Source organism: Sinorhizobium arboris LMG 14919 (genome assembly GCF_000427465.1).
In the GTDB taxonomy this organism is placed as follows: Bacteria; Pseudomonadota; Alphaproteobacteria; order Rhizobiales; family Rhizobiaceae; genus Sinorhizobium; species Sinorhizobium arboris.
The window spans coordinates 829,558-855,976 of record NZ_ATYB01000014.1 but is presented as its reverse complement, the minus strand read 5'-3'; the positions used below and the strand labels follow the sequence as shown (position 1 = coordinate 855,976).

The 26,419-nt window shown below is 61.9% G+C and carries 24 protein-coding genes and 1 tRNA gene (1 of these 25 cut by a window edge); 11 read left to right on the top strand and 14 right to left on the bottom strand.

What is annotated here, in order from left to right:
- Positions 1-25 precede the first annotated feature (25 nt).
- From SINAR_RS0115165 to arsH, 5 genes are all read left to right on the top strand, one after another.
- Positions 26-382 (top strand): ArsR/SmtB family transcription factor, encoded by a 357-nt coding sequence (locus tag SINAR_RS0115165; protein ID WP_027999891.1) that lies wholly within the window; start codon positions 26-28, stop codon positions 380-382.
- On the top strand, positions 375-896 hold the full coding sequence (locus tag SINAR_RS0115160; RefSeq protein WP_027999890.1) for an arsenate reductase ArsC: 522 nt from the start codon (positions 375-377) through the stop codon (positions 894-896). The genes SINAR_RS0115165 and SINAR_RS0115160 overlap by 8 nt, the downstream gene beginning before the upstream one ends.
- Entirely contained in the window at positions 896-1,579 is a 684-nt protein-coding gene (gene aqpS / locus SINAR_RS0115155; RefSeq protein ID WP_027999889.1) for an aquaglyceroporin AqpS, read from the top strand. Before SINAR_RS0115160 ends, aqpS begins: the two co-directional genes overlap by 1 nt.
- A 123-nt stretch (positions 1,580-1,702) precedes the next feature.
- Complete coding sequence (arsC, locus tag SINAR_RS0115150; protein ID WP_027999888.1) at positions 1,703-2,125, top strand: arsenate reductase (glutaredoxin); 423 nt, start codon at positions 1,703-1,705, stop codon at positions 2,123-2,125.
- Positions 2,118-2,843 carry an arsenical resistance protein ArsH gene (gene arsH / locus SINAR_RS0115145; RefSeq protein WP_027999887.1) on the top strand — a complete coding sequence of 242 codons (726 nt, stop codon included), beginning with the start codon at positions 2,118-2,120 and terminating at the stop codon, positions 2,841-2,843. Before arsC ends, arsH begins: the two co-directional genes overlap by 8 nt.
- Before the next feature lie 9 nt (positions 2,844-2,852).
- On the opposite strand, the gene era is transcribed toward arsH, so the two are convergent.
- The 8 genes from era to rpoZ all read right to left on the bottom strand — a co-directional run bounded on the left by era (position 2,853) and on the right by rpoZ (position 9,846).
- Positions 2,853-3,782, bottom strand: a complete 930-nt coding sequence (era, locus tag SINAR_RS0115140) for a GTPase Era (RefSeq protein WP_027999886.1) — start codon at positions 3,780-3,782, stop codon at positions 2,853-2,855.
- 8 nt (positions 3,783-3,790) lie between these two features.
- Entirely contained in the window at positions 3,791-4,507 is a 717-nt protein-coding gene (gene rnc / locus SINAR_RS0115135; protein WP_084617445.1) for a ribonuclease III, read from the bottom strand.
- A complete protein-coding gene (gene lepB, locus SINAR_RS0115130; RefSeq protein ID WP_027999884.1) occupies positions 4,507-5,250 on the bottom strand; it encodes a signal peptidase I in 744 nt (247 codons plus the stop codon). The genes rnc and lepB overlap by 1 nt, the downstream gene beginning before the upstream one ends.
- A 150-nt stretch (positions 5,251-5,400) precedes the next feature.
- Positions 5,401-5,820 (bottom strand): holo-ACP synthase, encoded by a 420-nt coding sequence (acpS, locus tag SINAR_RS0115125; RefSeq protein WP_027999883.1) that lies wholly within the window; start codon positions 5,818-5,820, stop codon positions 5,401-5,403.
- The gene (locus SINAR_RS0115120) at positions 5,817-6,299 is read right to left on the bottom strand and encodes a DUF2062 domain-containing protein (RefSeq protein WP_419761328.1); all 483 of its coding nucleotides are present in this window, start codon (positions 6,297-6,299) and stop codon (positions 5,817-5,819) included. Before SINAR_RS0115120 ends, acpS begins: the two co-directional genes overlap by 4 nt.
- Before the next feature lie 440 nt (positions 6,300-6,739).
- Positions 6,740-6,892, bottom strand: a complete 153-nt coding sequence (locus SINAR_RS1000000135415) for a DUF3563 family protein (protein WP_084617443.1) — start codon at positions 6,890-6,892, stop codon at positions 6,740-6,742.
- A gap of 217 nt (positions 6,893-7,109) precedes the next feature.
- Positions 7,110-9,335 carry a RelA/SpoT family protein gene (locus SINAR_RS0115110; RefSeq protein WP_027999881.1) on the bottom strand — a complete coding sequence of 742 codons (2,226 nt, stop codon included), beginning with the start codon at positions 9,333-9,335 and terminating at the stop codon, positions 7,110-7,112.
- 103 nt (positions 9,336-9,438) lie between these two features.
- A complete protein-coding gene (rpoZ, locus tag SINAR_RS0115105) occupies positions 9,439-9,846 on the bottom strand; it encodes a DNA-directed RNA polymerase subunit omega (RefSeq protein WP_027999880.1) in 408 nt (135 codons plus the stop codon).
- Positions 9,847-10,317: 471 nt separating this feature from the next.
- Here rpoZ and SINAR_RS0115100 point away from each other — a divergent pair, with 471 nt between their 5' ends.
- A complete protein-coding gene (locus SINAR_RS0115100) occupies positions 10,318-10,896 on the top strand; it encodes a LabA-like NYN domain-containing protein (RefSeq protein ID WP_027999879.1) in 579 nt (192 codons plus the stop codon).
- Between the two features lie 153 nt (positions 10,897-11,049).
- Here SINAR_RS0115100 and smpB read toward each other — a convergent pair whose 3' ends face one another.
- Both smpB and dapA read right to left on the bottom strand, forming a co-directional pair.
- A complete protein-coding gene (smpB, locus tag SINAR_RS0115095) occupies positions 11,050-11,529 on the bottom strand; it encodes an SsrA-binding protein SmpB (protein ID WP_003527297.1) in 480 nt (159 codons plus the stop codon).
- Positions 11,529-12,413: a 4-hydroxy-tetrahydrodipicolinate synthase gene (gene dapA / locus SINAR_RS0115090; protein ID WP_027999878.1), complete on the bottom strand. Its 885-nt coding sequence runs from the start codon at positions 12,411-12,413 to the stop codon at positions 11,529-11,531. The genes smpB and dapA overlap by 1 nt, the downstream gene beginning before the upstream one ends.
- Before the next feature lie 236 nt (positions 12,414-12,649).
- On the opposite strand from dapA, the gene SINAR_RS0115085 reads away from it, so the two are divergent.
- The 4 genes from SINAR_RS0115085 (at position 12,650) to SINAR_RS0115070 (ending at position 17,798) form a co-directional block, all read left to right on the top strand.
- Entirely contained in the window at positions 12,650-14,713 is a 2,064-nt protein-coding gene (locus SINAR_RS0115085; RefSeq protein WP_027999877.1) for a lytic transglycosylase domain-containing protein, read from the top strand.
- Between the two features lie 163 nt (positions 14,714-14,876).
- Entirely contained in the window at positions 14,877-15,368 is a 492-nt protein-coding gene (locus SINAR_RS0115080; protein ID WP_027999876.1) for a BA14K family protein, read from the top strand.
- Positions 15,369-15,646: 278 nt separating this feature from the next.
- A complete protein-coding gene (locus SINAR_RS0115075; protein WP_027999875.1) occupies positions 15,647-16,690 on the top strand; it encodes a porin in 1,044 nt (347 codons plus the stop codon).
- Between the two features lie 40 nt (positions 16,691-16,730).
- Complete coding sequence (locus SINAR_RS0115070) at positions 16,731-17,798, top strand: tyrosine-type recombinase/integrase (RefSeq protein ID WP_027999874.1); 1,068 nt, start codon at positions 16,731-16,733, stop codon at positions 17,796-17,798.
- 108 nt (positions 17,799-17,906) lie between these two features.
- Here the strand turns inward: SINAR_RS0115070 and SINAR_RS0115065 are convergent, their stop codons facing one another.
- Positions 17,907-18,926: a porin gene (locus tag SINAR_RS0115065; protein WP_027999873.1), complete on the bottom strand. Its 1,020-nt coding sequence runs from the start codon at positions 18,924-18,926 to the stop codon at positions 17,907-17,909.
- Between the two features lie 1,550 nt (positions 18,927-20,476).
- Positions 20,477-20,566: transfer RNA gene (locus tag SINAR_RS0115060), tRNA-Ser, on the bottom strand.
- Positions 20,567-20,828: 262 nt separating this feature from the next.
- On the opposite strand from SINAR_RS0115060, the gene SINAR_RS0115055 reads away from it, so the two are divergent.
- On the top strand, positions 20,829-21,950 hold the full coding sequence (locus SINAR_RS0115055) for a pyridoxal phosphate-dependent aminotransferase (RefSeq protein ID WP_027999872.1): 1,122 nt from the start codon (positions 20,829-20,831) through the stop codon (positions 21,948-21,950).
- A gap of 30 nt (positions 21,951-21,980) precedes the next feature.
- On the opposite strand, the gene SINAR_RS0115050 is transcribed toward SINAR_RS0115055, so the two are convergent.
- A complete protein-coding gene (locus SINAR_RS0115050; RefSeq protein ID WP_027999871.1) occupies positions 21,981-22,247 on the bottom strand; it encodes an SEL1-like repeat protein in 267 nt (88 codons plus the stop codon).
- 620 nt (positions 22,248-22,867) lie between these two features.
- Positions 22,868-26,419 carry the end of a tandem-95 repeat protein gene (locus SINAR_RS0115040; RefSeq protein WP_441004998.1) on the bottom strand. Its footprint extends 9,234 nt past the window's final position, so the window shows 3,552 of its 12,786 coding nt (coding positions 9,235-12,786); its start codon lies off the right edge, out of view; the stop codon is at positions 22,868-22,870.

Genomic DNA, 26,419 nt, shown 5'->3' with positions numbered 1-26,419 from the left:
ACCATATGTCGATATATCTCGACATATGGACGCACACGACACCATCGCGGCCTTCGCCGCTCTCGCCCAGCCGACGCGGCTCGACGCGTTCCGATTCCTGGTCAAGCATGAACCGGACGGACTCCCGGCAGGCGAGGTCGCGCGGCTTCTGAACGTTCCACACAACACCATGTCGACCCATCTCGCGCAGCTGCAGCGCGCGGGACTGGTGACCACTCGGCGGCAGAGCCGGTCGATCATCTACCGCGCCGACCTCGATGGATTGCGCCGCGTCGTGAGCTTTCTGCTCAAGGATTGCTGTGCCGGCCACCCGGACGTTTGCGCGCCGCTCGTCGCAGATCTCGCACCCTGCTGTTCGCCAAGGGAGGAAAGCCGTGCCTGAACCCATCTATAATGTGCTCTTTCTTTGCACCGGCAACTCGGCGCGTTCAATCCTCGCCGAGGCGATCATGAACGCTGAAGGCAAGGGCAGGTTCCGCGCCTTTTCGGCCGGCAGCAATCCCAAGGGGACGGTGCATCCGCTCGCGCTTCGGGAGCTGCAAAACATCGGCTATCCGGCCGAGGGCTTCAGCTCAAAGGGCTGGGAGGTGTTCTCCGCGCCCGGTGCACCGGAGATGGACTTCATCTTCACCGTTTGCGACAGCGCCGCAGGAGAGGCCTGCCCCGTCTGGCCGGGCCATCCCATGACCGCGCACTGGGGTGTGGCCGATCCCGCCGCCGTTGAGGGCAGCGAGTTCGAAAAGGAAAGGGCCTTCGCTGAGGCCGCGCGATTTCTCAAGAACAGGATCATGGCTTTCCTCAGCCTGCCGCTTGCCTCGATAGACCGCATGTCGTTGCACAGCCATCTCTCCGAGATCGGCAAGATGGACGACGAAGCCACGGATCGGAAGATTTGATGCAGGAGTTCGATCTGACACGACGCTGCATCGCAGAGGCGCTCGGCACCGGTATTCTCGTCGCGGCGGTCGTCGGATCGGGGATCATGGCCGACGCGCTGACAGCCGACGACGCCTTGGCGCTCGTTGCCAACACCATCGCCACGGGCGCGATCCTGGTCGTGCTGATCACGATGTTAGGCCCGCTGTCCGGGGCGCATTTCAACCCGGCAGTCTCGCTTGTCTTCGCGCTCTCCGGCAGTCTCACGCGGCGGGAGTGCAGCGCTTATGTCGTAGCGCAAGTGGGCGGCGCCGTTGCCGGGACTGCCCTCGCCCACCTGATGTTCGACCTTTCACCGCTCGACATATCCGCGAAGGTGCGCACCGGTCCGGCGCAATGGCTTTCGGAGGCGGTCGCGGCCTTCGGGCTCGTCGCCGCCATACTTGCCGGTATACGGTTTCGTCGTGAGGCCGTGCCGTGGCTCGTGGGCCTCTACATCACGGCCGCCTACTGGTTCACCGCATCCACGTCCTTCGCCAACCCCGCCGTGGCACTGGCGCGCTCATTCACAAACACCTTTTCCGGGATCCGCCCGGGCGACCTGCCGGGATTCGTACTCGCCGAACTGTTCGGGGCCGTTTGCGCGCTCGCGCTGATGCGATGGCTCTTCCAGCCGGCCCGCCCCATGACCGGAGCGGGATGAGGAAAATCTGTGCGGATTCCGCCCCACTCCCGCGTCTCGACCATCAGAATCGATCGCGTTCAGGATCAGGTCTGTCCGACCTGAAATCGTCGTGATCAGCCACCCTTCCCAGGAGACCGCATCATGAACGTCACCATCTACCACAATCCGGCTTGCGGCACCTCGCGCAACACGCTGGCCATGATACGTAATGCTGGCATCGAGCCGACCGTCGTCGAATACCTGAAGACGCCCCCTTCACGTTCCGAGCTTCAGACGCTGATAGCCGCCGCCGGGCTGACGGTGCGCGAGGCTGTTCGTGAAAAGGGCACGCCTTTTAACGAGCTCGGCCTGGACGATCCGTCGCGCACCGACGAGGAACTGCTCGACGCAATGCTCGCGCATCCGATCCTCATCAATCGCCCCTTCGTCGTGACGCCGCTCGGCACGCTTCTCTGCCGGCCCTCCGAGCTCGTACTCGACATTCTGCCCGACACCCACAAAGGCCCGTTTTCCAAGGAAGACGGCGAAGCCGTCCTCGACGCCGGGGGCAAGCGCATTGTCTGACGACGACTCCAGACACGACCTGCCCGCCGCGAATCTGCAACAGCTGCGGCTGCCGGACAGCGGCGCGCTGCGCCCGGCTGCTTCGACCCACGGGCCGCGCATCCTGATCCTCTACGGATCACTGCGGGCGGTGTCCTACAGCCGCCTCCTGGCCGAGGAGGCCCGGCGCCTGCTCGAATTTTTCGGCGCGGAACTGAAGATGTTCGACCCGTCCGGTCTGCCGCTCCCCGACGCGGCACCGGTGAGCCACCCCAAGGTGCAGGAGCTGCGCGAATTATCGATCTGGTCAGAAGGCCAGGTGTGGGTGAGCCCGGAGCGGCACGGCGCGATGACCGGGATCATGAAAGCTCAGATCGACTGGATCCCGCTTTCGGCCGGCTCGATCCGGCCGACGCAAGGCAAGACGCTAGCGGTGATGCAGGTTTCGGGAGGCTCGCAGAGCTTCAACGCGGTGAACCAGATGCGCATTCTCGGCCGTTGGATGCGCATGATCACCATTCCCAACCAGTCTTCGGTCGCCAAAGCGTTCCAGGAATTCGACGCCAGCGGCCGTATGAAGCCGTCGAGCTATTACGACCGGGTCGTCGACGTCATGGAGGAACTGGTGAAATTCACGCTTCTGACGCGTGACTGCTCCGCTTACCTGACCGACCGATACAGCGAGCGCAAGGAGCCGGCCGCGGACCTCGAACGCCGCGTGACATTGAAGAGCATCTGAGCCGCTCCATTACCGTGGAAAATCGAGCCCCATTTCGCGGAAGCGCTCCGGATCGTCGCCCCAGTTCTCACGCACCTTGACGAACAGGAAGAGGTGCACCGGCTGCTCCAGGATTTCCGAGATCTCCTTGCGCGCGGCGGTCGAAATCGCCTTGATCGCCTCGCCGCCCTTGCCGAGGGCGATCTTCTTCTGGCTGTCACGCTCCACGTAGATCACCTGCTCGATGCGCACGGATCCGTCCTTGCGCTCCTCCCACTTCTCCGTCTCCACGTGAGATGCATAGGGAAGCTCCTGATGCAGCCTCAGGAAGAGCTTCTCGCGGGTGATCTCGGCAGCGAGCTGGCGCATCGGCAGATCGGAGATCTGATCTTCCGGATAGTACCACGGGCCTTCCGGCAGCGTCTCGGCCAGATAATCCATGACGTCGTCGCAGCCGGAACCCGTCAGCGCGGAGACCATGAAGGTGCGCTCGAATGCAACCGCCTCGTTGGCAGCGGCCGCGAGCTTCAGCAAATCCTCGGGGCGAACCCGGTCGACCTTGTTGAGGACGAGGATCTTCGGCTGATGCACCTCCTTCAGACCGTCCAGGATGGCTTCCGCGTCACCCTTGATCCCGCGCTCGCTGTCGATCAGCAGCATGATGAGATCGGCGTCCTTGGCACCGCCCCAGGCTGTGGTGACCATGGCGCGGTCGAGCCGGCGCCGCGGCTTGAAGATGCCGGGAGTGTCCATGAAGACGATCTGCGCATTGTCGTGAATCGCAATGCCGCGGATGATCGCCCGCGTCGTCTGCACCTTGTGGCTGACGATCGACACTTTCGCGCCGACAAGGCGATTGACCAATGTCGACTTGCCGGCATTCGTCGCTCCGATCAGAGCCACGAAGCCCGAGCGCGTCGGCACCGCGCCGGCGGCCGTGTCCTTTTGAGTATCCGTCATGATATCCGTCAATTTCCGGCAGAGCGCTTCTGCCACACACCTTCGCGTTCCAGCAATTTCATGGCGGCGACCTGCTCTGCCCCACGCTTGGAACGATCAACCCCCGTTTCCGGCGCGATCCCGTCGACCTCCACCGTCACGGTAAAGCGCGGATCGTGATCGGGGCCGGAACGGTCATCCGTCCTGTATTTGGGCGCAACCCCAAACCTGGCATGCGCCCATTCCTGCAGTTCCGTCTTTGCATCCCGCCTGGCGCCGTCTGCGCTCGCAGCCCGATGCGTCCAATGCTCGAGCACGAAGCGGCGCGCCGGCTCCAGACCGCCATCGAGATAGATCGCCGCAATCAGCGACTCTACCACATCGGCGCGCACATTCATCATGTGCTTGCCCGTGATCCTCTTCACGTCCGAGCCGGTTCGGATGAATTCGTGCAGCGAGAGTTCATCCGCCACCTTCGCGCAGCTTTCCGCACTGACGAGCTGGTTCAGGCGGACCGAGAGCTCGCCTTCGTTGGCATCGGTGAAGGTCTGGAACAGAAGTTCGGCGACGCAGAGCCCGAGGACCCGGTCCCCCAGGAATTCGAGCCGCTGATAGTTGATTGCACGGCCGCTGCGCGCGCTCGAATGCGTCAGCGCCCTGTCGAGGCGCTCCTTCTCGGAGAACTGGTAACCGATCGCGGCCTCCAGCCGCGCCCGATCCTCCACGTTCAACGAGCGGGCCTTCATCAGTGGACCACCTTGAACAAGCGATCGTAACGCAGATTCGCCGGCCACTTCCAAACCTGCCGGAACGACGTGTCGTTGCCGAGCGAGAAGAAAATCAGGCTGGCGCGGCCGACCAGGTTTTCGGCCGGCACGAAGCCCACATCGAAACGGCTGTCGGCGGAATTGTCCCGGTTGTCGCCCATCATGAAATAATGGCCTTCCGGGACGATGAATTCACGGGTGTTATCACCGCGCGAATCGGGGAACTGATCGAGCGTGTCGTAGGACATGCCGTTGTCCATCGTCTCACGATAGACTGGAACATCTCCGCCTGTGTCGTACTGGTCGTCCGCCCGGAAGGTGCCGTCCGGCACCCGCTCGACCGGCTTGTCGTTGACGTAGAGAACGCTGTTCCTGACCTGGATGCGGTCGCCCGGCAGACCGACGAGGCGCTTGATGTAGTCGATGTCCGGATTGGGCGGGAAGCGGAAGACCACGATGTCGCCCCGCTCCGGTTCGCTCGCAAAGATCCTGCCGCTGAAAAGATCCGGCGAAAAGGGCAGCGAGTATTTCGAATAGCCGTAGGCGAACTTGTTGACGAAGATGTAGTCGCCGACAAGGAGCGTCGGCATCATCGATCCGGACGGAATCGTGAAGGGCTGGAAGAAGACGGTGCGGATGACCACGGCCAGGAGCAGCGCCTGGATAATAACCTTGACGTTTTCCCAGAGACCGCTCTGCTTCGCTTCTGTCTTTTCTGCCACGCTCAGTCTTCCTTGTCATCCTGCCCGGGATACCCGAGCCTAACGCTTCAACCTTCGTTTGCGCCCGAACCCGGGTCGCACGTCACCCGCAACTGCTATATGTCGCGGGAAATCCGTGCTTCAAGCGACCGCGGTCTTTCGGCAAGTGCTCTAAACCGTTCCCTCCGCGGGGGCAACCGGGAGCGCCTCGATAATCACGAAAGCTTGCGCAAGCGGGAAGTCGTCGGTGATCGTCAGATGGATGGCGGCGCGGTGGCCTACCGGCAGCATTTCCTGAAGACGCGCGGCCGCGCCGCCCGTCAACTGCATCGTCGGTTTCCCACCGGGCAAGTTCACCACGCCCATCTCTTTCCAGAACACGCCCTGCGCCAGGCCGGTGCCCAGCGCCTTTGAACAGGCCTCCTTGGCCGCGAAACGCTTGGCATAGGATGCCGCACGGTTCTTGCGGCCGTCTGATTTGGCGATCTCGATATCGGTGAAGCACCGGTTGACGAAACGCTCGCCGAAGCGCTGGAGCGAATTTTCGATGCGCCTGATGTCGATGAGATCGCTGCCGATTCCAATGATCATGTCGGATGTCCGAATTTGTGCGAGCGGACCTGCCGGCGCCGCTCCTGAAAGAGGCGCGCCGTCTGAAACGCAAGCGGGTAGAATATCATGGCGCCCGCCGCCGCAAGGGGAAGCGAGCCTATGAGCATCGGCTTGAAGACCGGGCCCCATAAGCTGGCGAGATCGAAATGCTCTACCATCCGCATGATCTCTTGACCGCCCATCACCCGGGCGCCTTGCGGCTGCGTGAGCATCGTGCCGACCTCGTAGGAAGCCGTCAGGATGACCGGAATGGTAACGGGATTGGCAACCAAGGTCGTGATCGCAGCCGCGACCAGATTTCCTGAAAAGACCGATGCGAGAAGAACGGCGAGAACGATATGCAGGCCGAAGAACGGCGTTAGGGACGATGCAGCGCCGGCCGCTACCCCGACGGCGATCGAGTGCGGAGACGAGTTCAGACGGAGAATGCGAAGGACGATATAACGCGGAGCGCGCATGAACCCTTTGCGCGGCCAGAAGAAAGCGCCAAGCCTCTCGAATGGTGTGACCGGTTTTCTGCGCCTGAATAACATTATGCCGTTATGATCGCACTCAAAGCTGCCCGCCGGCACAAGACGGACCCGCCCCGCCTTTTGATGCCGCAAGATAGGCGCGACGCACTCCATGTGCAAGCTACTGCATATTTCCTTCGATCCTGTCGGATCAAAGGACAAAAACATGCAGCCAGGGCTGGAGCACGTCCAGCAGACATGCGCAGCGATTATCCGTACGACGTGCTTAGCTTAGAAAACTACGTAGCTGCGCCTGGCAAGAGAGGCAGCGCTGTGACGGCGTCAGACTGCAAGATCGGGCAAGTGAGCCATCCGAAAAACGCATAGCTCTGGCCATCGTCGGCGCGGCAGCCATGGCGCGCCTTTCCGGCGCGCCGCATTCGCGGTCAGAAGCCCTTCCGGAAAAGGCCGCGGTCGATCTGACGCTGACGGTATTCCAGGTCGATGCGGTCGACGGAGCCGTTCAGATAGGCGACCTCGCGCTCTTCGACAGTGGGTATGTGCAATGCACGGGTGATCTTCTTCAACTGCTTGAACATGGTAAACCTCTTCGTTCACCTCCCGACGCAAAGATAGTTGAGCGGCCGCATGGCCACCAGCCTCACGATCCGGCGGCAGCCATGCGCGCTGCGCATGACTTGGCGGCGAAACTCCCCATGTGCTCATTTCGGAGGCAGTTTGCACTGATAGGGGAAGAAGCCCTGGGCATGCGAGGGCGATCCCCCTGCGGGGGCGGCGCCAGCGCAAGGCGACGCCCTACTCGAACAGGCGCTTGACCATGGAAATGCTCGGCAGTTCCTTGAGCTGTGCCATCAGATGGTTGAGCTGACGCAGGTCCCAGACCTCGAGATCGAACTGCAATTCGCTGAAGTCTGCGGCGACGCGGCCCATGGAAAGCGAACGGATATTGACGTCGGTGGTCGCGATGGCCTGCGCGACCTCCGCCAGAGTGCCCGGTTCGTTCAAGGCGCTGACCGCAATCCGCGCCATGAAACGGCTGTTGTTCGCCTCGTCGAGATCCCAACGAACGTCGATCCAACGCTCGGGCTCCTCGTCGAACTTCTGCAGGATCGGCGACTGGATCGGATAGATGGTAATGCCTTTATCCTTGTCCATGATCCCGACGATCCGGTCGCCGGGAACGGCGCCAGCAGGGCTGAAGTGAACCTCCGCATTGCCGGAAAGCCCGCGGATCGGCAGGGCTTCCGGTCCCTCCGCCTGTTCCGCTGCGGCCATTTCCTTCGACCGTTCCGGCAGCTTGAAGATCATTCCCGCAGCGCTGCGCATGTTGAACCAGCCGTCGTCGGCGCTGGGCTTCACGGTTACGCGCTCGTCCTGGTGATCGGGGAACACGGCGCGCAGAACGTCGAGCGACGAGAGTTCGCCCCGCCCGACCGCGGCGATGGCGTCCTCGACATCCTTCTGTCCGAGGCGATGCAGCACCGGTTTCAAGGCTTCGCGCGAAAAGGTCTTGCCCGCCCGTTCGAAGGTCCGCTCAAGGATGCGGTAGCCGAGTCCGGCATATTGCTTCCGGATCGCGGCACGGGTCGCGCGACGGATGGCCGCCCGCGCCTTGCCCGTGACGACGATCTCTTCCCAGGCCGGCGGCGGCACTTGAATGCCCGAGCGAATGATCTCCACCTCGTCGCCATTATTGAGCCGCGTCACGAGCGGCATGATGCGGCCGTTGATCTTGGCCCCGACGCAGGTGTCGCCGATGTTCGTATGCACGGCATAGGCAAAATCGATCGGCGTGGCCCCGCGCGGCAGCGCGATCAGTTGCCCTTTCGGTGTGAAGCAGAAAACCTGATCCTGGAAGAGCTCGAGCTTGGTGTGCTCGAGAAATTCCTCCGGATTGTCGCCCTCGGCGAGCGACTCGATCGTGCGGCGCAGCCAGGAATAGGCATTCGACGTCGGAGTGCGCGTCAGATCGCCCGAAACCGTGTCGCGATCCTTGTAGAGCGCGTGGGCCGCGATACCGTATTCGGCGATCTCGTGCATGCGCTTCGTACGGATTTGCAGTTCGATACGCTGACGCGACGGGCCGATGATCGTCGTGTGAATGGATTGGTAATCGTTCTGCTTCGGCGTCGAGACGTAATCCTTGAAGCGTCCCGGCACGACGCGCCAGCGCGTGTGCACGATACCGAGCGCGCGATAGCAGGACGGGATGTCGTTGACGATGATGCGGAAGCCCCAGACGTCCGAGAGCTGCTCGAAGGAGAGCGACTTCGACTGCATCTTGCGGAAAACCGAATAGGGCTTCTTCTGGCGCCCCTTGACCTGTGCGTCCTTCAGTCCCTCGGCCTGAAGCAGTTCGCTCAGTTCCTCCTCGATCTTCTTGATCAGACCCTCGTTTCGCTCGGACAGTTCCTGGAGGCGCCTGGTAACGGTCTCGTATGCCTCCGGGTTGATGTGGCGGAAGGACAGGTTTTCGAGCTCCTCACGCATGTCCTGCATGCCCATGCGCCCCGCCAGGGGCGCATAGATGTCCATCGTCTCCTCCGAAATACGTGCGCGTTTTTCCGCCGACATATGATCGAGCGTGCGCATATTGTGGAGGCGATCGGCAAGCTTGACCAGGAGCACGCGGACGTCGTCCGAAATGGCGAGCAGCAGCTTTCGGAGATTTTCCGCCTGCTTGGCCTTCTTGGTGACCAGGTCGAGCTTCTTGATCTTGGTGAGGCCCTCGACCAGGGCGCCGATGTCCTCGCCGAAGAGGTCGTCGATTTCCTGCCGCGTCGCGGTCGTATCCTCGATCGTGTCGTGCAGCAGCGCCACGGCGATCGTGGATTCGTCGAGATGCATTTCCGTCAGGATCGCCGCCACTTCCAGCGGATGTGAGATGTAGGGATCGCCGCTTGCCCGCTTTTGCTGCCCGTGCTTCTGCATGGCGTAGACATAGGCCTTGTTCAGCAGGGCCTCGTTGACGTCGGGCTTGTATTTCTGCACGCGCTCAACGAGCTCGTATTGGCGCATCATCCGCTGGCGGCTCCGTGAAATCAGACAAATAAAAAAGTGCGCCAATCATACGAGTGGCGCACCGCTTCGATAACACGTCGGAACGGTTGTTCCGGAACGAATCTCAGTAGTCGTCGCTCTTTTCCGGAGGAACCAGGCCTTCGATACCGGCCAGCAGTTCTTCTTCGGACATGCGGTCGAAGGTCAGCGCTTCCGGCTGGTCTTCCTCTTCGGCAGCCTCAGCGAAGGCAGGGGCTGCTTCCGTCTGGACGAGAGATGCCGGATCGGGTTCCGGCTCGTCCACTTCGACATGCTTCTGCAGCGAGTGGATCAGATCTTCCTTCAGATCGCCGGGCGAGAGGGTCTCCTCAGCAATCTCGCGCAGTGCAACGACCGGATTCTTGTCGTTGTCGCGGTCGACCGTGATCGGGGCACCCTGGGAAACCAATCGTGCGCGGTGGCTGGCAAGAAGGACGAGTTCGAAACGGTTTTCGACCTTGTCGATGCAGTCTTCGACGGTGACGCGGGCCATGGCCTGTCCTTTACGACTCAAGAGGTGCGGCGGCATTGCCGCAGGTTTAACAACGCGAAACCGGAACGTCCGCTTGCATGCGGTTCCATCAGCTCCGATTTCTGGAATTAGCCGTTCGGATACAATCAAAACAACATAAGTTCAAGTTTTTCCTGCGGGCCGCTCACGTCAGCGCCCATAGCATGGTAAAATGCCGCATCTGCGGATCGCCGCTGCGGGTCCCAGACGTTGCCTGTATCTCGTGATATTTTTTAGACGCGTATCCAGCAACAATTATAGATTGAAAATGTGGATGAACTGCAGCAACTGCTAAAACTAGCTATAGGCGCGGCGGCCCGGTTGGAATAATGCATTGGCATGACCTAAATTATTTGCAGATAAGCGAAGTTTAATGTAATCCGCCGTTTTTATGCGTGACGCTCCGCGAGGTTGGTCCGGTCACTGTGTAGGGTACGGAAAAAGGAAGTAACGATGTTCGATCCTCGCGAGAAAATCGCTCTTTTCATCGATGGCGCCAATCTCTACGCTGCGTCGAAGAGCCTCGGCTTCGACATCGACTACCGCAAGCTGCTCAAAGCCTTCCAGAAGCGTGGCTACCTGCTCAGGGCCTACTACTACACTGCACTGATCGAGGACCAGGAATATTCGTCGATCCGCCCGTTGATCGACTGGCTGGACTACAACGGCTACAAGGTCGTGACCAAGCCGGCCAAGGAATTCACCGACTCGCTCGGGCGCCGCAAGATCAAGGGCAATATGGATATCGAACTGGCCATCGATGCCATGGAGCAATCCGAATCCGTTGATCATCTGGTGATCTTCTCCGGCGATGGCGATTTCACGACGCTTGTCGAAGCGCTTCAGCGCAAGGGGCGCAAGGTTTCGGTGGTTTCCACCATGGCGACCCAGCCGCCGATGATCGCCGACGACCTGCGTCGCCAGGCCGATCACTTCATCGATCTCGCCTCCCTAAGAGGCGAAATCGGCCGCGAGCCGTCAGAACGCGTTCAGCGCCCCGTAGAACCGGTGGCCGACGACGTGGAGCTTTAGAGCGGATGAGGAAAGTGCGGGCGGTGTCCGCCCGCATTCCGCCCGAACTCATTGGAATCGATCACGTTCACAGTCTCAGGTCGACCCTCCTAAAATCATCGTGATCTCGTCTGCCCGATGAAGGGCAATATACCCCAAGCGATCGGCGAGGACTTAGCCACGCTCCTTGAGGAGCCTGTTCTTCTGCCGGTTCCAATCGCGTTCCTTGGAGGTCTCTCGCTTGTCGTGCAGCTTCTTGCCCTTGCCGAGAGCCAGTTCCAGCTTCGCCCTGCCTCGCTCATTGAAGTATATCCGGAGCGGTATCAGCGACATTCCCTCGCGGTTGACCGCACCCTGCAGACGATTCACTTCCCTCTTCGACAGGAGCAATTTGCGGCGTCGGCGCGTCTCGTGATTGAAGCGGTTGGCCTGCAAATATTCGGGCAGATAGGAATTGATGAGCCAGATCTCGCCGCCTTCGTCGGTCGCGTATGATTCCGCGATATTCGCTTTTCCCTCGCGCAACGACTTGACCTCCGTGCCGGTCAGGACCAGACCGGCCTCGTAGGTGTCCACGATCTCGTAGTTGAAGCGGGCCTTGCGATTTTCCGCAACAACCTTCTTGACCGTGCGTTCGCTGCCTTTCGGTGCCATCAGTTCATCAGCCCTGCATGCCTGAGCGCCGCGTCGATAGCCGACGCCGTGGCCGGCTCCAGCGCCGACAGTAGTGGCGAGCGGACGGTAAAGCTCATTCGCCCGAGGCGGTTCAACGCATATTTAGCGCCGCAGACGCCCGGCTCAAGGAAGATGGCCTTGTGAAGCGGCATCAATTTATCCTGCAGCTCCAGGGCCTTGGCAAAGTTGCCGGCAAGGGTCGCCTCCTGAAACTCGGCGCAAAGGCGCGGCGCGACGTTGGCGGTCACGGAGATGCAGCCGACGCCGCCATGCGCATTGAAGCCGAGCGCGGTCGCGTCCTCTCCCGAAAGCTGCACGAAAGCCTTGCCGCAGGCCATGCGCTGTTCGGAGACCCGCTCGATCTTGCCGGTCGCATCCTTGACGCCGATGATCGTGGGATGGGCCTTCGCCAGCGCCGCCATGGTTTCGACGCTCATGTCGACGACGGAACGGCCCGGAATGTTATAGATCACGATCGGCAGCTTTACGCTTTCGGCGATCGCAGCAAAATGGGCGAAGAGGCCCTTCTGCGTCGGCTTGTTGTAATAGGGCGTGACCACGAGAATGGCATCCGCTCCGGCCTTTTCCGCGTGCTGGGCAAGTTCGACCGCCTCGATCGTGTTGTTGGAACCGGCGCCGGCGATAACCGGCACGCGCCGTCCGGATGCCTCGACGCACAGTTCCACGACCTTCTTGTGCTCGTCATGGGAAAGCGTCGGGGATTCACCCGTGGTGCCCACCGGCACGAGGCCGTGGCTGCCCTCTTTTATCTGCCATTCCACATGCGCGACGAAACTATCCGCATCAACCGAGCCGGCAGCGGTGAAGGGCGTTACGAGTGCGGGAATGGAACCCTTGAACATGCACAACTCCTGACGGCCGGAGGCGCAGAATACGCTCACGCTTTGGCCGCAATCGACGGTTAAAAAACTGCCGCACCATAATCATGTGGCGTGGCTGCGGCAAGCGCTGTGAGGATGCATTTCGCTTTCGTTTCCACGCAATGGCCGCCCCTGATCAAGGCGGTAACCGACGCCGGCTGTTGGGCTGCGATGAAGCGGCAATTGAAGTTGAGGGATGGGGGACGACAGGGCTCTTGATGCGCGGAACAGTCTTTCTGCCGGTCGCCGCCATAATCGGTGCGGGGATGCTGGCTTTTTCGGCTGACGCAGCCGAGGGCCGGATACCGATACCGACGAGCAAACCGGATGCTGCCGGCAAGATCGGCAGCCCCGCCACCGGCGAATCCGCAAATCCCCTGCCGGGCACTGCGGCGATCAGCGGCAATCTGAAAAGCGGGCTGGATGCCCTCTCCGATCGGCAGCCGGAAAAGGCGATCGCCATTCGCGACGGCATGCCCGCGGGAACGCTCGATCGGCATATCCTTGCCTGGGCGATCGCCGTTTCCGGACAGAGAGGCATTCCCTCCTACGACATTGCCGAAGCGCAGCGGGAGCTCCAGGGCTGGCCAGGCCTCAAATCGCTGCGCTCCCATTCGGAAAGGGCTCTTTATCGGGAAAACGCGCCGGCCGCCGATGTGATTGCAGCCTTCGGCGCAACTCAGCCCGAAACGGCTGAAGGGGCGATCGTCCTTGCACGCGCGCTTGCAGCACAAGGGCAGCGGCCGGCGGCCGCCGCGCAGCTGCGCGCGTTCTGGCTGAGCGAAGCCTTGGACAAGGACACCGAAACGAAGATCCTTTCCGAGTTTTCCAATCTCCTGACGACGGAGGATCACAGGCGGCGGATGGAGATGCTTCTCTACCGCGCCCGTATAGACCAGGCCGAGCGGTTCAGCGACCTCGGCAAGGCGCAGTCGCTGTTCCGCGCCTGGGCCGCAGTCACCCGCGGCGCCAGCAACGCGGCTTCGCTCATAGAAGCGGTGGACGCTTCCTGGCGCAGCAATCCCGCCTATCTCTTCATTCGCATCGAACATTTGCGCAAGCAGCAGAAATATGCCGAGGCGGCCCGGCTTCTCGACCAGATGCCGAAGGACGACAGCGCTCTGGTCAACCCCGGAGAATGGTGGGTCGAACAGCGCATCGTCAGCCGCGGTCTGCTCGACGGCGGCGATTTCCGAGGCGCCTACCGCATCGCCGCCAACCATGCGGCAAAGCGCGCTGCGGACCGCGTGGACGCGGAATTCCACGCGGGCTGGTATGCGCTTCGCGGCCTCGAGGAGCCCGAGAAGGCGGCGCAGCACTTCCGCAGGATTCTCGAGGCATCGAGCAGGCCTGTCTCCGCCTCGCGCGCCTGGTACTGGCTGGGCCGCGCGGCCGAAGCGGGCGGCCCCGGCGACGCGCGCGAATATTTCACCAATGCGGCGCGCTATCCGGCGACCTTCTACGGACAACTCGCCGCGGCACGCCTAGGCCAGGCGAAGCTCGACATGAGCTACCCCTCACCTACTCAGGAAGACCGCATCCGGTTGGAAGGCCGCGAAGCCGTCAAGGCGATCGGCCGGCTCGAAGCCGCCGGCCATGGCTGGCGCGCCGACAGTCTTTATCGGGCGCTTGCCGAGGAACTGACCAGCCCCGGCGAACTTGCGATCCTGACGGAGCGGGCCGAGAAGGCGGGCAATCACCAGCTGTCGCTGCAGATCGGCAAGATCGCCTTCGGCCGCGGCATCGAGGTGGCTGCCCTTGCCTTTCCGATCGGGGTCATTCCGCCGAGCGCGGACATCGACGGCGCCGGCAAGGCGCTCGCCTATGCCATTGCCCGCCAGGAAAGCGCCTTCAACCCGGCCGCGGTTTCGGTGGCGAATGCCCGGGGCCTTCTGCAGCTTCTGCCCGGCACAGCCAAAGGCGTCGCAAGCCGCTATGGCCTCGCCTATTCCAAGGACCGCCTGACCAGCGACGCCGGCTATAACGCGACACTTGGAGCCCATTATCTCGGCGAGCAGATCGACAGCTTCGGCGGTTCCTACATTCTCACCTTCATAGCCTACAATGCCGGCCCAGGTCGCGTTCCGCAATGGCTCGCCCGCTATGGCGATCCGCGCGGCAAACCCATCGACGAGGTCGTGGACTGGATCGAACGCATCCCCTTCGAGGAGACGCGCAACTATGTCCAGCGGGTGATGGAGAACTACCAGGTTTATAAGTCCCGCCTGGGACAAAATTCGGATATCGTTGCGGATTTGAGATTGGGACGTGTCTTGCCCTGAGCCTCGGTCCATGCGACCGGGCAGCCCAAACCCGGCTGCGACCTGCCCTCGCGGCAGCTCCGCTGTAAGAGGATCACATCATCGTGATCGGCTGGCCGCCCCGGCACAAAACAGGATTTCGGCCATTTTCCCCTGGAAGGGATTTATTTTCTCCTGAGAGGAAATGGTGAGGCCAATGAAGACCTTAGCAATTGTTGCCCTGTCGCTGGCCACGGCTATGAGCAGCGTTCCGCCGGCAGAAGCGTTTCCGCTCGTTCCGGCGCCGAAGCCGCTGGCCGCCGACGTGCAGTTGGCGCAGTTTCCCTACGAGCGCGGGGAAGCTCGAAAGGGCCGCTGCCGGGGCGTGGAATGCCGGCGGATGGGCTACTGGCGCGGTTATCGCGGGAACCGCCATTACGGCAACCGTTACCACCACCGCCGTTATTACCGGGACGACGATGACGATGATCTCGGCGCTTTCTTCGGTGGCCTGGCTGCCGGGGCGATCGTCGGCGGCTTGCTGAGCCAACCGAGATATGCGGCTCCGCGATATTACGGCGGCGGTAATGCACATGTCGAATGGTGCTACTCGCGTTATCGCTCGTACCGGGCCTGGGACAATACGTATCAGCCCTATAACGGCCCGCGGCGCCAGTGCTATTCGCCCTATAGCTGATGAACTCGGCGCCTCCGAACGGCGGCGCGAATTGAAGGGAGGAGCCGTGCGCCCCTCCCTTCGCGGGTTGCCAGCATCGTCAGCCCGTCATTCCTGGGGCCGTTCCGGATGCGGCGACCGGTGGCTCGTCATCGGATTCCCCTTCGCCGGCGTGATTTCCATCCGCAACCTTGGAAGCCACAGCACGTTCCGTCGACGGGCTCGGCTCGAGCACCCGCCCTTCTCTCCTGGCTGCCCAGTCATAGGATTATTATCCCACGCCTGACTGGAGGTCAGAAATGAATATCAAGAGCCTTCTTCTCGGCTCGGCTGCCGCTATGGCGGCAGTCTCCGGCGCCCAGGCTGCCGACGCCATCGTCGCTGCAGAGCCGGAGCCTATGGAATATGTCCGCGTCTGCGACGCTTTCGGTACGGGCTACTTCTACATCCCGGGCACGGAAACCTGCCTCAAGATCGGCGGCTATATCCGCGTTCAGGGCGACTACGGGCGTGACAAGGTCAATCATTTGACCGGCTACGGTAAGAAAGGCACCTCCGATTGGGACGTGTTTTCCCGCGCTTACATCTCGTTCGACGCCAAGAGCGATACCGAGTACGGCACGCTCACCGGCTTCTTCGCTTCCGAGTTCAATGCCGATACTGACGCGTCCGCGGACGGCGACAGCCACATCAACGTCGACGAAGCCTATATCGAGCTCGGCGGCTTCCGGGCCGGCTTCTTCTACAGCTGGTGGGATAAGGGCCTGAACGGTGAAACCGACCTGATCGGTGAGAATACCGAGTTCAACTCAATCCGCTATACCTATGACGGCGGCTCGTTCCAGGCCGGCGTTGCTGTGGATGAACTCGAGGGTACTTCGACCAAGCCGAATGGCGTCGGTGTCGAAGGCATCGTTTCGGCTTCGCTCGGCGGCGTGACCTTCGACCTGCTCGGCAGCTACGACACGGAATGGGAAGAAGGCGCGGTGCGTGCCCTGCTCTCCGCGGATGCCGGTCCGGGCACCTTCCAGATCGCCGGCATCTGGGCATCCGGTCCGAACGCGTACTGGCATGACTCGGAGTGGGCCGTTGCCGCCTCTTACCGCTTCAATGTGAGCGATAAGCTTGCGATCACGCCCGGCGCTCAATACTGGGGCGCTCTGAACGAAGGCGACAAGATCGGCGGCCGCTTCGACAATGATGCGGACCAGTGGCGTGTCGGCCTTACCGCCGACTACGACATCACGGAAGGTCTCGCTACCCGCTTCGCGATCAACTACACGGACCCGAGCAATGCACCGGATTCCGTCAGCGGTTTCCTTCGCCTGCAGCGGAACTTCTAATCTGACCTAGTCAGGTAAAAGAAAGCCCGCAGCTCACACGTTGGGTTGCGGGCTGTTGCTGTACTGCAACGCAAAACGCGCCGTAAAGGCGTTGAGATTGTTTGACTATAAGCACTGGTTTCATCGCCAGTGGTTTCTTGGCTCGTTCACGGAGAATGGGAAGGAAACGGCAAACGTGACGTCGGACGCTGAAAAACGGGTAAATGATCTCGGTTTCCCGGACATGGGTTCGGGATATGAGGTCAACTATACTTTCGGCCGGCAAGGGCCGATCGGCGTGGTAAAGGAGGCCACGCTTGCCGAGTTGCTTCAGCGCTATGCCGACATCCTGTGGGACGAAGGCAAGCACAAATACAATGTGAAGGCCTTCATCGGAGAGCTCGACGAGATCTTGCTCGGTGCCCGTTTCTCCGCCTTCTCGCAGGAACTGCTCGACGGCCTCATAGGGGCGCTACGCAAGCGCGGCAACAGCAACGCGACCATCAACAGGAAGATGGCGGCGCTGGGGAAGTTGCTGCGGAAAGCGTACAAGATGGGGGACATCCACAATCTGCCGGAATTCAAACGCCAAAAGGAGAAGGCGGGGCGCCTGCGCTTCCTGGAGGCCGAAGAAGAAGAGGTCCTGTTCCGCGAAATCGCCAGCCGATCGGAACTCTATCTGTACCTCTCGATATTTCTGGTGGATACCGGTGCTCGGCTGGGCGAAGCCGTCGCCCTCAAATGGAATGATGTTCACGAGGGCCGGGCGACATTCTGGGTCACGAAATCGGGCCGCAGCCGCACAGTTCCGCTTACCGTGAGAGCAAAAGACGCATTGAAACGCGTCGCGGACAGGTCCCCCGGTCCCTTTTCCAGAATCGATCAGCAAAAATACCGCGCTGTCTGGAACGCCGCTAAAGTGGATGCGGGCCTCGGCAACGAAGACGATCTCGTTCCCCACATTCTGCGGCACACCTGCGCCTCACGCCTGGTCAGAGGCGGAATCGATCTCAGACGGGTTCAGATGTGGCTCGGCCACCAGACGCTCGAGATGACGATGCGCTACGCGCATCTGGCCTCCCATGACCTCGATATGTGCGTGCCTGTACTCGAGCGCCATCTCAAGTAATGGCGCATAAGCGCCGGCAGCGGCGCGCTGCCCCCCTGGCAATAGTCCAAAAAGAGAAAGCCCGGCTTTGAGCCGGGCTTTCCTTCCACTGACCGAGGTCAGGTCAGATTAGAAGTCACGCTGCAGGCGGAGGAAGCCGAAGACTTCTTCGTCGCCGTTGTCCTGATCTTCATAGTTGATCGTGAAGCGGGTAGCGAGACCTTCGGTGATCTGGTAGTCGGTCGTGATACCAACGCGCCATGCATCGTCGTTGCCGAAGTTGTTGTTCTCGTTCACGTTACCGAAGTACTGAGCGCCGGGGGTGATGGCGAACTTGTCGTTCACGTTGAAGCGGTAGGACGCTGCAACGGTCCACTCGGAAGCATCCCAGTAGGCGTTCGTTTCGGATGCCCAGATACCAGCGAGCTGGAACGTGCCCGGGCCGAGGTCTGCGGAGAGCAGGGCGCGGATCGCGCCTTCTTCGGCTTCGGTGTCGAAGCTGCCGAGCAAGTCGAAAGCAACGCCGCCGAGCGTAGCGGAGACGATACCGGTAACGCCGACACCGTTGTCCTTCGTCGTTGCGCCTTCGAGTTCGTCGACCGAGATACCGGCCTGGAAGGTGCCGCCATCATAGATGTAAGCGAGCGAGTTGAATTCGGTGAAGTTGCCGAGCGTGTCGGTTTCGCCGTTCAGACCCTTATCCCACCAGCTGTAGAAGAAGCCGGCCTTGAAGCCGCCGAGCTGGATGTAGGCTTCGTCGACGTCGATGAAGCTGTCGCCGTCGTCGGTGTCGTTGTCGGCGTTGAACTCAGCGGCGAAGAAGCCGGTGAGCGTGCCGAACTCGGTGTCGCTCTTGGCGTCAAACGCGATGTAAGCGCGGGAGAACATATCCCAATCGGACGTGCCGCCGTTGTCGTCACGGCTGGTAACAGCGTCACGGCTGAACGAGCCCTGAACGCGGATGAAGCCGCTGAGCTTGAGGCAGGTTTCCGTGCCCGGGATGTAGAAGTAGCCCGTGCCGAAAGCGTCGCAGACGCGGACGTATTCCATGGGCTCCGGCTCGGCAGCGACGATGGCGTCGGCAGCCTGGGCGCCGGAAACTGCTGCGAGAGCAGCAGCGGAGCCGAGAAGAAGGCTCTTGATGTTCATTTCTGACCTCCAGTCAAAAGTTTCAAACGGGTCTGGGTTTTTTTGCTGAAGGACAGCGTTCCCTGCCCCATCCCCAACGTTCAAGAAGTCGGACGATCAACCGCCCTTGCTTCCGGAGTTGAAAATACAAAACCGGGTGGGGCGCGCAACGACCAACTTACCAGATCGACTCCTTTGCCCTGCCCTTCCCTGATCCCTGTTGCTGAAACGACACAAAATCGCCCCAGACGGCCCGAGGGAATTAACAAAGCGTTAAGAAAATCCTTTAGCAACGAGGGGTTAGCGCGAGGCATCGCCCTGCCATCTGTTTCGGAAAGGGGCAGAAAATGGCCCGAAACGGGGTGAAAACCCGGCAAGAGCCTCCCGCGAGTCTGGTCCTTTTATGCGCCGTCACGTCGTAGTCCAGGTGCACCTCGGGCGATTCTGGGCAGAATCAGCACACAGAGATTCGCGAGTCGGCAAGGACTCCTGCCGACGGCAGGCGGACAGGTTCGGGTCACCTGTGCAAAGGCCGTCGGATCGGGGCCAGCGACAATTGCATATAGGTCGCATTTCAGCGCACCAGTGTAAAACCCCCTCTGCAGGCGTTCAGAGGCACATATTGGCAGGATGCAAACAAACGCGCTCGAAAAGGGGGCAGCCCTCGATTAGCCCTCGCTGCATCAGGTCACGCAAAGTTGCGACCTCAGGCCATTGACCGCCCCCTTTGATATACCGGACCGAACGTGGATCAGGGCAGCATCCTCGAGGTTTTCCCGCCAACTTGGGCGCCACCACTTATCACCTTCGCGCCGAGCAAGTTCCCGAATGCTCGCCATCGAACGTCGGCCGACTTCTCCCGGACTTCCGGTAATAGGCTGAAGTATAAGGCGCCTCACTCAGGCGCCTCAACTTGCCTCATTTTTATGCTCCATCTGATTGCCTCCCCGACAATGGACCATTCATCTCGCATCGAAATCGATCGATATGGAAAGACAGTGTGAAAGAACTTTGCAAGTCCCAAGACGTCCTAGATAAACCAAGGTATATTTCGAGATGAACTTACGTCCGGAAAGCAGTCCTAAGCAGCGTGTCGACCGGTCTTATGCGGCTGCTTTACTCCCGAGAACGAGATCGGTGAACCCGTAGGAGGTTATTCGCGGCAGCCTCCGGCCGCTGAAGCCGATTGCGGCCGCCTGTCGTCCTTGGCGGATGGAGCGAACGCGACAGTCACTTTCGCGATCCAAGCTGAGACAGCGAAGTCGACACGGACACTTTGCACTCCGAGTCGCGAGCCGAGGTTGAAACGTTGCCGATAGTCGCACCAGGCAGGACAACTGCGGCAATGCGTTCAGGCAAGCCGGACCGGCCTGGTTGAGCGGAGACCACGGGGGAACGGGCGACTTGCGGCTGGACCGATCGCCAATGGACGTGATGGCTCCGCCGATTGGGAGGAAATCACATGCAACGCGGATATGTCCGCAAACATCGACAACCCTGCGCCACGCGGTCGTCGCCCATGTCTTAGGTACGAAGTGTTACCTATGTGTCCGGGTCGGACAGAAGGAAAATGGCGGAGAAGAAGGGATTCGAACCCTCGATACCGTTTCCGGTATACTCCCTTAGCAGGGGAGCGCCTTCGACCACTCGGCCACCTCTCCGTTAGCGCCTGACTAGTGTCACCGCGTTTCCAATGCAAGATTTTTTTGTCGGATTTCAGGAAATCATCCGATTTTCGTCCGCTTCGGGGCGATCGCACCCGACCGGGATATAGGAAGTCGTGCCGTGCTGGACGAACTTGGGGAAGAAACGCCGGCCCCGGACGCACGTCTTCCGGCGATTCCTTGGCCCTAATCGATTCCGCTTTCCCTTCTTATGCGATAAGTTCCGCCGGCATTTGCGAACGGAGCACGATTTTTCAACATGTCCGCATTCTCACGTTTCACGCCACTCATCCAATCCCTGCCGGCCACCGTCCCCTTCGTCGGCCCGGAAGCCCTCGAGCGTCAGCGCGGCCGCCGGATCGCAGCGCGCATCGGCGCCAATGAGAGCGGATTCGGTCCGGCACCATCCGTGTTGCTGGCCATCCGGCAGGCGGCGGACGAAACCTGGAAATATGCCGATCCCGAGAATCACGACCTGAAGCAGGCGCTTGCCGGCCATCTCGGCACCTCTCCCGCCAATATCGCCATCGGAGAGGGCATCGACGGCCTTCTCGGACAGATCGTGCGGCTCGTCGTGGAGGCCGGGGCGCCGGTCGTGACTTCTCTCGGAGGCTATCCGACCTTCAACTATCATGTCGCGGGTCATGGCGGGCAGCTGGTCACGGTACCCTATGCCGACGACCGGGAAGATCTCGAAGGACTGCTCGCCGCCGTGAATCGTGAGAATGCGCCGCTCGTCTATCTGGCCAATCCCGACAATCCGATGGGAAGCTGGTGGCCGGCCGAGCGTGTCGTCGCCTTTGCGGAGGCCTTGCCGGAAACGACGCTCCTCGTGCTCGACGAAGCCTATTGCGAAACGGCGCCGCGGGAGGCGCTCCCGCCGATCGAAAGCCTTATCGACAAGCCCAACGTCATTCGCACGCGCACCTTTTCAAAGGCCTACGGCCTGGCAGGCGCGCGCATCGGCTATACGCTGTCGACGCCGGGGACCGCTCAGGCCTTCGACAAGATCCGCAATCATTTCGGTATGAGCCGCATCGGCGTGGCAGCAGCAATAGCCGCTTTGGCCGATCAGGCTTATCTGAAGGAAGTCACGCTCAAAATCGCGAACTCACGGCAAAGAATCGGTCGCATTGCCGCCGATAGCGGGCTCGTCCCCCTTCCCTCGGCCACGAATTTCGTGGCTGTCGATTGCGGAAAGGATGCAATCTACGCACGGTCGATCGTTGATCGGCTGATGAGCGATCACGGGATCTTCATCCGCATGCCCGGCGTCGCGCCGCTTAACCGCTGCATCCGTATCAGCACCGCGCCCGATGCGGAAATGGAGCTTCTTGCGGCCGCGTTTCCGGAGGTGATCAGGAGTTTGGCTGCCGCCTGAACCGGCGGCCGCCGCATCTTCAGCCACGCATCAGTGCATCGTCATCCATTCGCGTGCCGCGCGCAGCGCGGCGGCGAGGTCCGTCTTGCTCATCGTGGCCGCGAGGCTGGCACGCAGGTCGGCGGCACGGTCCGAACCCCTGATGGCGGCGATATTCAGCCACTTATGCGCGGCCACCAGGTCGACGGGCCTGCCGCGGCCGGTCGCATAGGCAAGACCCATCGCGCACAAAGCGTCGGCCCGGTTGCCGCCGCCAATGGCGTCATCCGAAACGATCTCAATGTTAAAGAGTGCCATTTTCTTGTCCCTGTCTTTTTCGTTCTAGCATTTCCGCAACTCCGGACGGAAAACCGCTACGCAATTTTCCTGGAATTGCTCCGGCCCACCGAAGCGGCCCGCCCGTAGGGCGAGCCCGGCTTCAGCTGGTATTCCTGGTCCCTGTTTCATCGAGCCTCTTGACGGGCTGTCCGGGAAATCGCGCCGTCTTCTGCGGCGTCGCTTTCCGGTTGTCGTCGGCTTGTTCGCCGCTCGTCTTATGGATGTGAATATAGCCGACGCCCTTCAATGGCCGCTTAAAATCCATGCTTAATTTGACGCAAACAAAGTTCAAACACTTGGTAAACTTGGGTTTTCGTTAAGCATCGCACCCCTTGCGGAAACGGCATTTTTCTCGAATTTTACAAAAAATTGACGCACGGAAATCAACCGAACGCTAACCATAAGACGAACGGCAATTCCGGAGACGACGCTTCGGCGGGCCCTGCGGACCGTGTCCTGCCGCTTGCCCTCGGCGCGAGACCCTGAGAATTGATCGCGCAGTTCTCCCGGATCAGCATCCCGCTCGGAATTTTTCCCTGCCGTGACTTGCAGGGGCGGCGCGTTCCGGAAGGGGGCCGTAGCGCATCTCCTGGAAGCGCTTATTCTTCGAAGCTTCGCGACAATGCCCTTGCCAGGTCCTCCGCCGCACCGCTTGCACGCGTCGCCTCCGTCTGCAGCGCATCCGAGAACAGCGGGCCGCCAATATCCGCGCGCCGCTCGGCTACATGATTCTGAACGGTGGCCGTCAGCAGATCGACGCGGAACGTGTCGCTCAGCACCGTGTCGCCGACGCTCGCCTGGACGCGCAGCTCGATGGACGGCATTCCCGCGGGCGGCGTGCCGACGGCCACGCCCTGGCGCGTCATGGCGAGCCAGTTGGGCAGGGCGCGCCCGTCCGCACGCATGAGGCGGATTTCGTCGACATTTGCCTGTGCATCGGAAATCATGATGTAGATCGTGTTCCCCCGTTTGAAGGCGTCGGCGGAGAACCAGGCGCTGCCCCCGGTCCCGTCAGCCGCCGCGACGCTCGATCCTACGTCTTCCATGCGGATGATATCGGCGTCGTCAAGCTGGCCGAAGCTGGTCCAAGCGGCCATCCGCTCCACGACGTTGCCGACGATGCCGTTGGTGCCGAGGCTGCCGAGGCTGTTCAGCCCCTGCATGCCGTTGACGGCCGTCTCAATGACACCTTGCGCGCTCAGGGCGCTCGCCTCATCGATCGAGTCCAGCACGGCGCCCTCGACTGCAATCGCGACCGGAGGCAGGGCGGCGCCGTCGTCGAAGGGAAGATCGTCGGACGGATCGCGTTCGAGAAGCGGCGGTTCGGTTTCATCGCTCACCGCAATTGCCATCGTGTAGGTCACCGTCACAGTCCCGTCGCTGACGGTGTAGGTGAAGCTGTCGCTGCCGACGAAGCCCGGCGCGGGGGTATAGGTGAACGTCCCGTCGGGCTCGATCTCGACCGTGCCGTGGTCCGGCTGGCTTCCGATGCCGTAGGTCAGCGGGTCCCCGTCCACGTCGGTCGCAGACGGCAAGTTGCCCGTCAGCGGCCTGTCCTTCTCCGTCTCGCCGGCACCGTCCGCTCCGACGGGCGCATCGTTCACGGCCTCGACGGTGACGGTGACCGTGTAGGTGACCGTCTCCGTCCCGTCGGTGACGGTATAGGTGAAGCTGTCGGTTCCGGAGAAATCGGGATCCGGTATGTAGGTATAGCTGCCGTCCGTGCCGATGGTGACGGTGCCGTGGCTCGGCGGAGAACCTTCGCCATAGGTCAGCCGATCGCCGTCGACATCCGTCACCGGCGGCAGCTTTCCGCTTGCCGGCGTGTCCTCGGTCGTGGAGACGGTCGTATCCCGGCCTACCGGCGCATCGTTGACCGGGGTGACGGTGACCGTCACGGTCGCCGTCGCGGTGCCGCCGTGACCGTCGTCGACGCGGATGTCGAACGTATCGGCGCCGCTGAAGTCGGGTGCCGGCGTATAGAGATAGCTCCCGTCCGGATTGACCACCACGGTGCCGTTGGCCGGACCGTTCGTCAGGCTGAAGGTCAGCGCATCGCCGTCCACATCGGTCGCGACGACCCGGCCGGAAACCGGCGTGTCTTCCGGCGTCCTATGCGCGGCATTGCCCGTCTCCGGCGCATCGTTGACCGGCGCGACGAAGATCACGGCATTGTCCGTATCGATCAACGCGCCGCCGGAGCCGGTGTTGCCCCGGTCGTCCGTCGTCATCGTCAGCGCGACCGGGCCGCTCATGTCCGGCAGCGGTGTGAAGACGGGTGCCGAAGCGCCGGCGAGATAGGCGTTGATGTCGGCGAGCGTGCCCTGCAGCACGATCGCGTCCGTGCCCGATCCGGAGACCGTCACGCCGCCCGCCGGCGAGGCCGACAGGCTGCCGGAGCTGACGGAAAGCGTCACGCTGATCGGGCCGTTTGCCGCATCGATATCGGAGACCGACAGGCCCGTCAGACGAACCTCGGCATCCTCCTTTACATCAAAGGTCGCCGGTAAGGTGTTGACCGGTGCGTCGTTCACGGGATCGACATTGAAGGTGAAGGTGTTGGGCGTCGGGTCGGCGGCGCTGCCGTCCCCAACCTGGAAAGTGAAGAAGGCGTAGTCAGCGCCGTTCTCGTTCAAGTCGGGGGTGAAGACGAGCAGTGCGATTTCAGCCGCACTGACGACCTGGCCGGCGCCGACCGTGGTCCCGTTCAGCGTGAGCACGCCGTTGGATGGCAGCGTCGTGATCGTCACGCTCGACAGCGCATCGCCTGTATCGGCGTCGCTGAAACCAAAGTCGGCGAGGCTGAAGCCATAGCTCCCGTCCTCGGCGATCGTCACGGTCCTGTCGGTCCCGGAGGGCACGTCATTGACCGGGTTGACGACGATGCTCACCGTCGCGGTGGAGCTTCCGCCATTGCCGTCGTCGATCCGGTAGACGAAGCTGTCGGTGCCATGGAAATCGTCTGTCGGCGTGTAGCTGAAGGTGCCGTCGGCGTTCAGCACGAGCGTGCCGTTGCCAGGGCCCGAGACCAGTGAGACCGCAAGCGGATCGCCGTCGGGATCGCTGTCGGCGCCGGAGCCGTTGTCGGCGAGCACCCGTCCGGCGAGCGGCGAGTCTTCGTCTATCGTGAAGGCGTCGTCGCGGGCAATCGGTTGCGGGTTCGTGACCGTCCAGTCGAAGCTGCGCGAAACCGTGCCGCCGTTACCGTCGCTTGCCGTGACCGTAACGCTGTAGACGCTGGTTCCCGTCGATCCGGACGCGCCGCGGTCGATCGATCCGCTGATCAGGCCGGTGCTCGCGTCGTAGCTGAGCCCCGGCGGCAGGCCGGTGACGACGTAGCTCAGCGGATCGCCGTCCGCATCGCTGAAGGCGTCCGCGGCCGCGACGGAAACCGCCGCACCATCGGGGTCGCTGCGCGGCGAAAGCGACGTTGCGGTGGGTGCATCGTTGGCGCCGGCGACGACGACCGTCAGCCTCGCCGTATCGGTGCCGCCATTGCCGTCGGAAACGGTATATTCGATACTGGTCGCGCGGGTTTCGCCGGCCTTGAGGTCATCGAAGTCCGTTCCCGGGTCGAAGGTGAAGTTTCCGTCCGCGCCGATCACGAAGGTACCGCCGCCGGAGCCGGTTACCCCGGGGCCGACATTCGCGCCGGAACCGTTCACCGCGGTGGCGACCAGGGTGTCGCCGTCGATGTCCGTGTCGCGGCCGGCCAGGTTGTGAAGAACGTTGCCGGAGACGGGTGTGTTCTCAACCGTCGAGGCAGTATCGTCGTTGGCAACGGGGGCGTCGTTCACCGGGTTGACGGTCAATAGAACGACGGCCGTATCCGTGCCGCCCGCGCCGTCGTTCACGGTATAGGTGAAGCTCGGCGTGCCGACGAAATTGGCACTCGGCGTGAAGGTCAGCGTGCCGTTCGCATTGAGCGTGACCGTTCCGCTTTCAACCGCCACACTGCCGCCGGATGCGATCGGCTGCCCGTTGATCGCGCCGATCGTCAGCGGATCGCCGTCCACATCCGTATCGTTGAGCCGGGGATCGAAGGTGACCGGGACATCCTCGTCGGTGACGACGGTGTCGTCGGCCGCAACCGGCGCGTCGTTGACCGGCGCCACTGATATCGTGGACGTCGCGGCGGCNGAGNNCGCNNC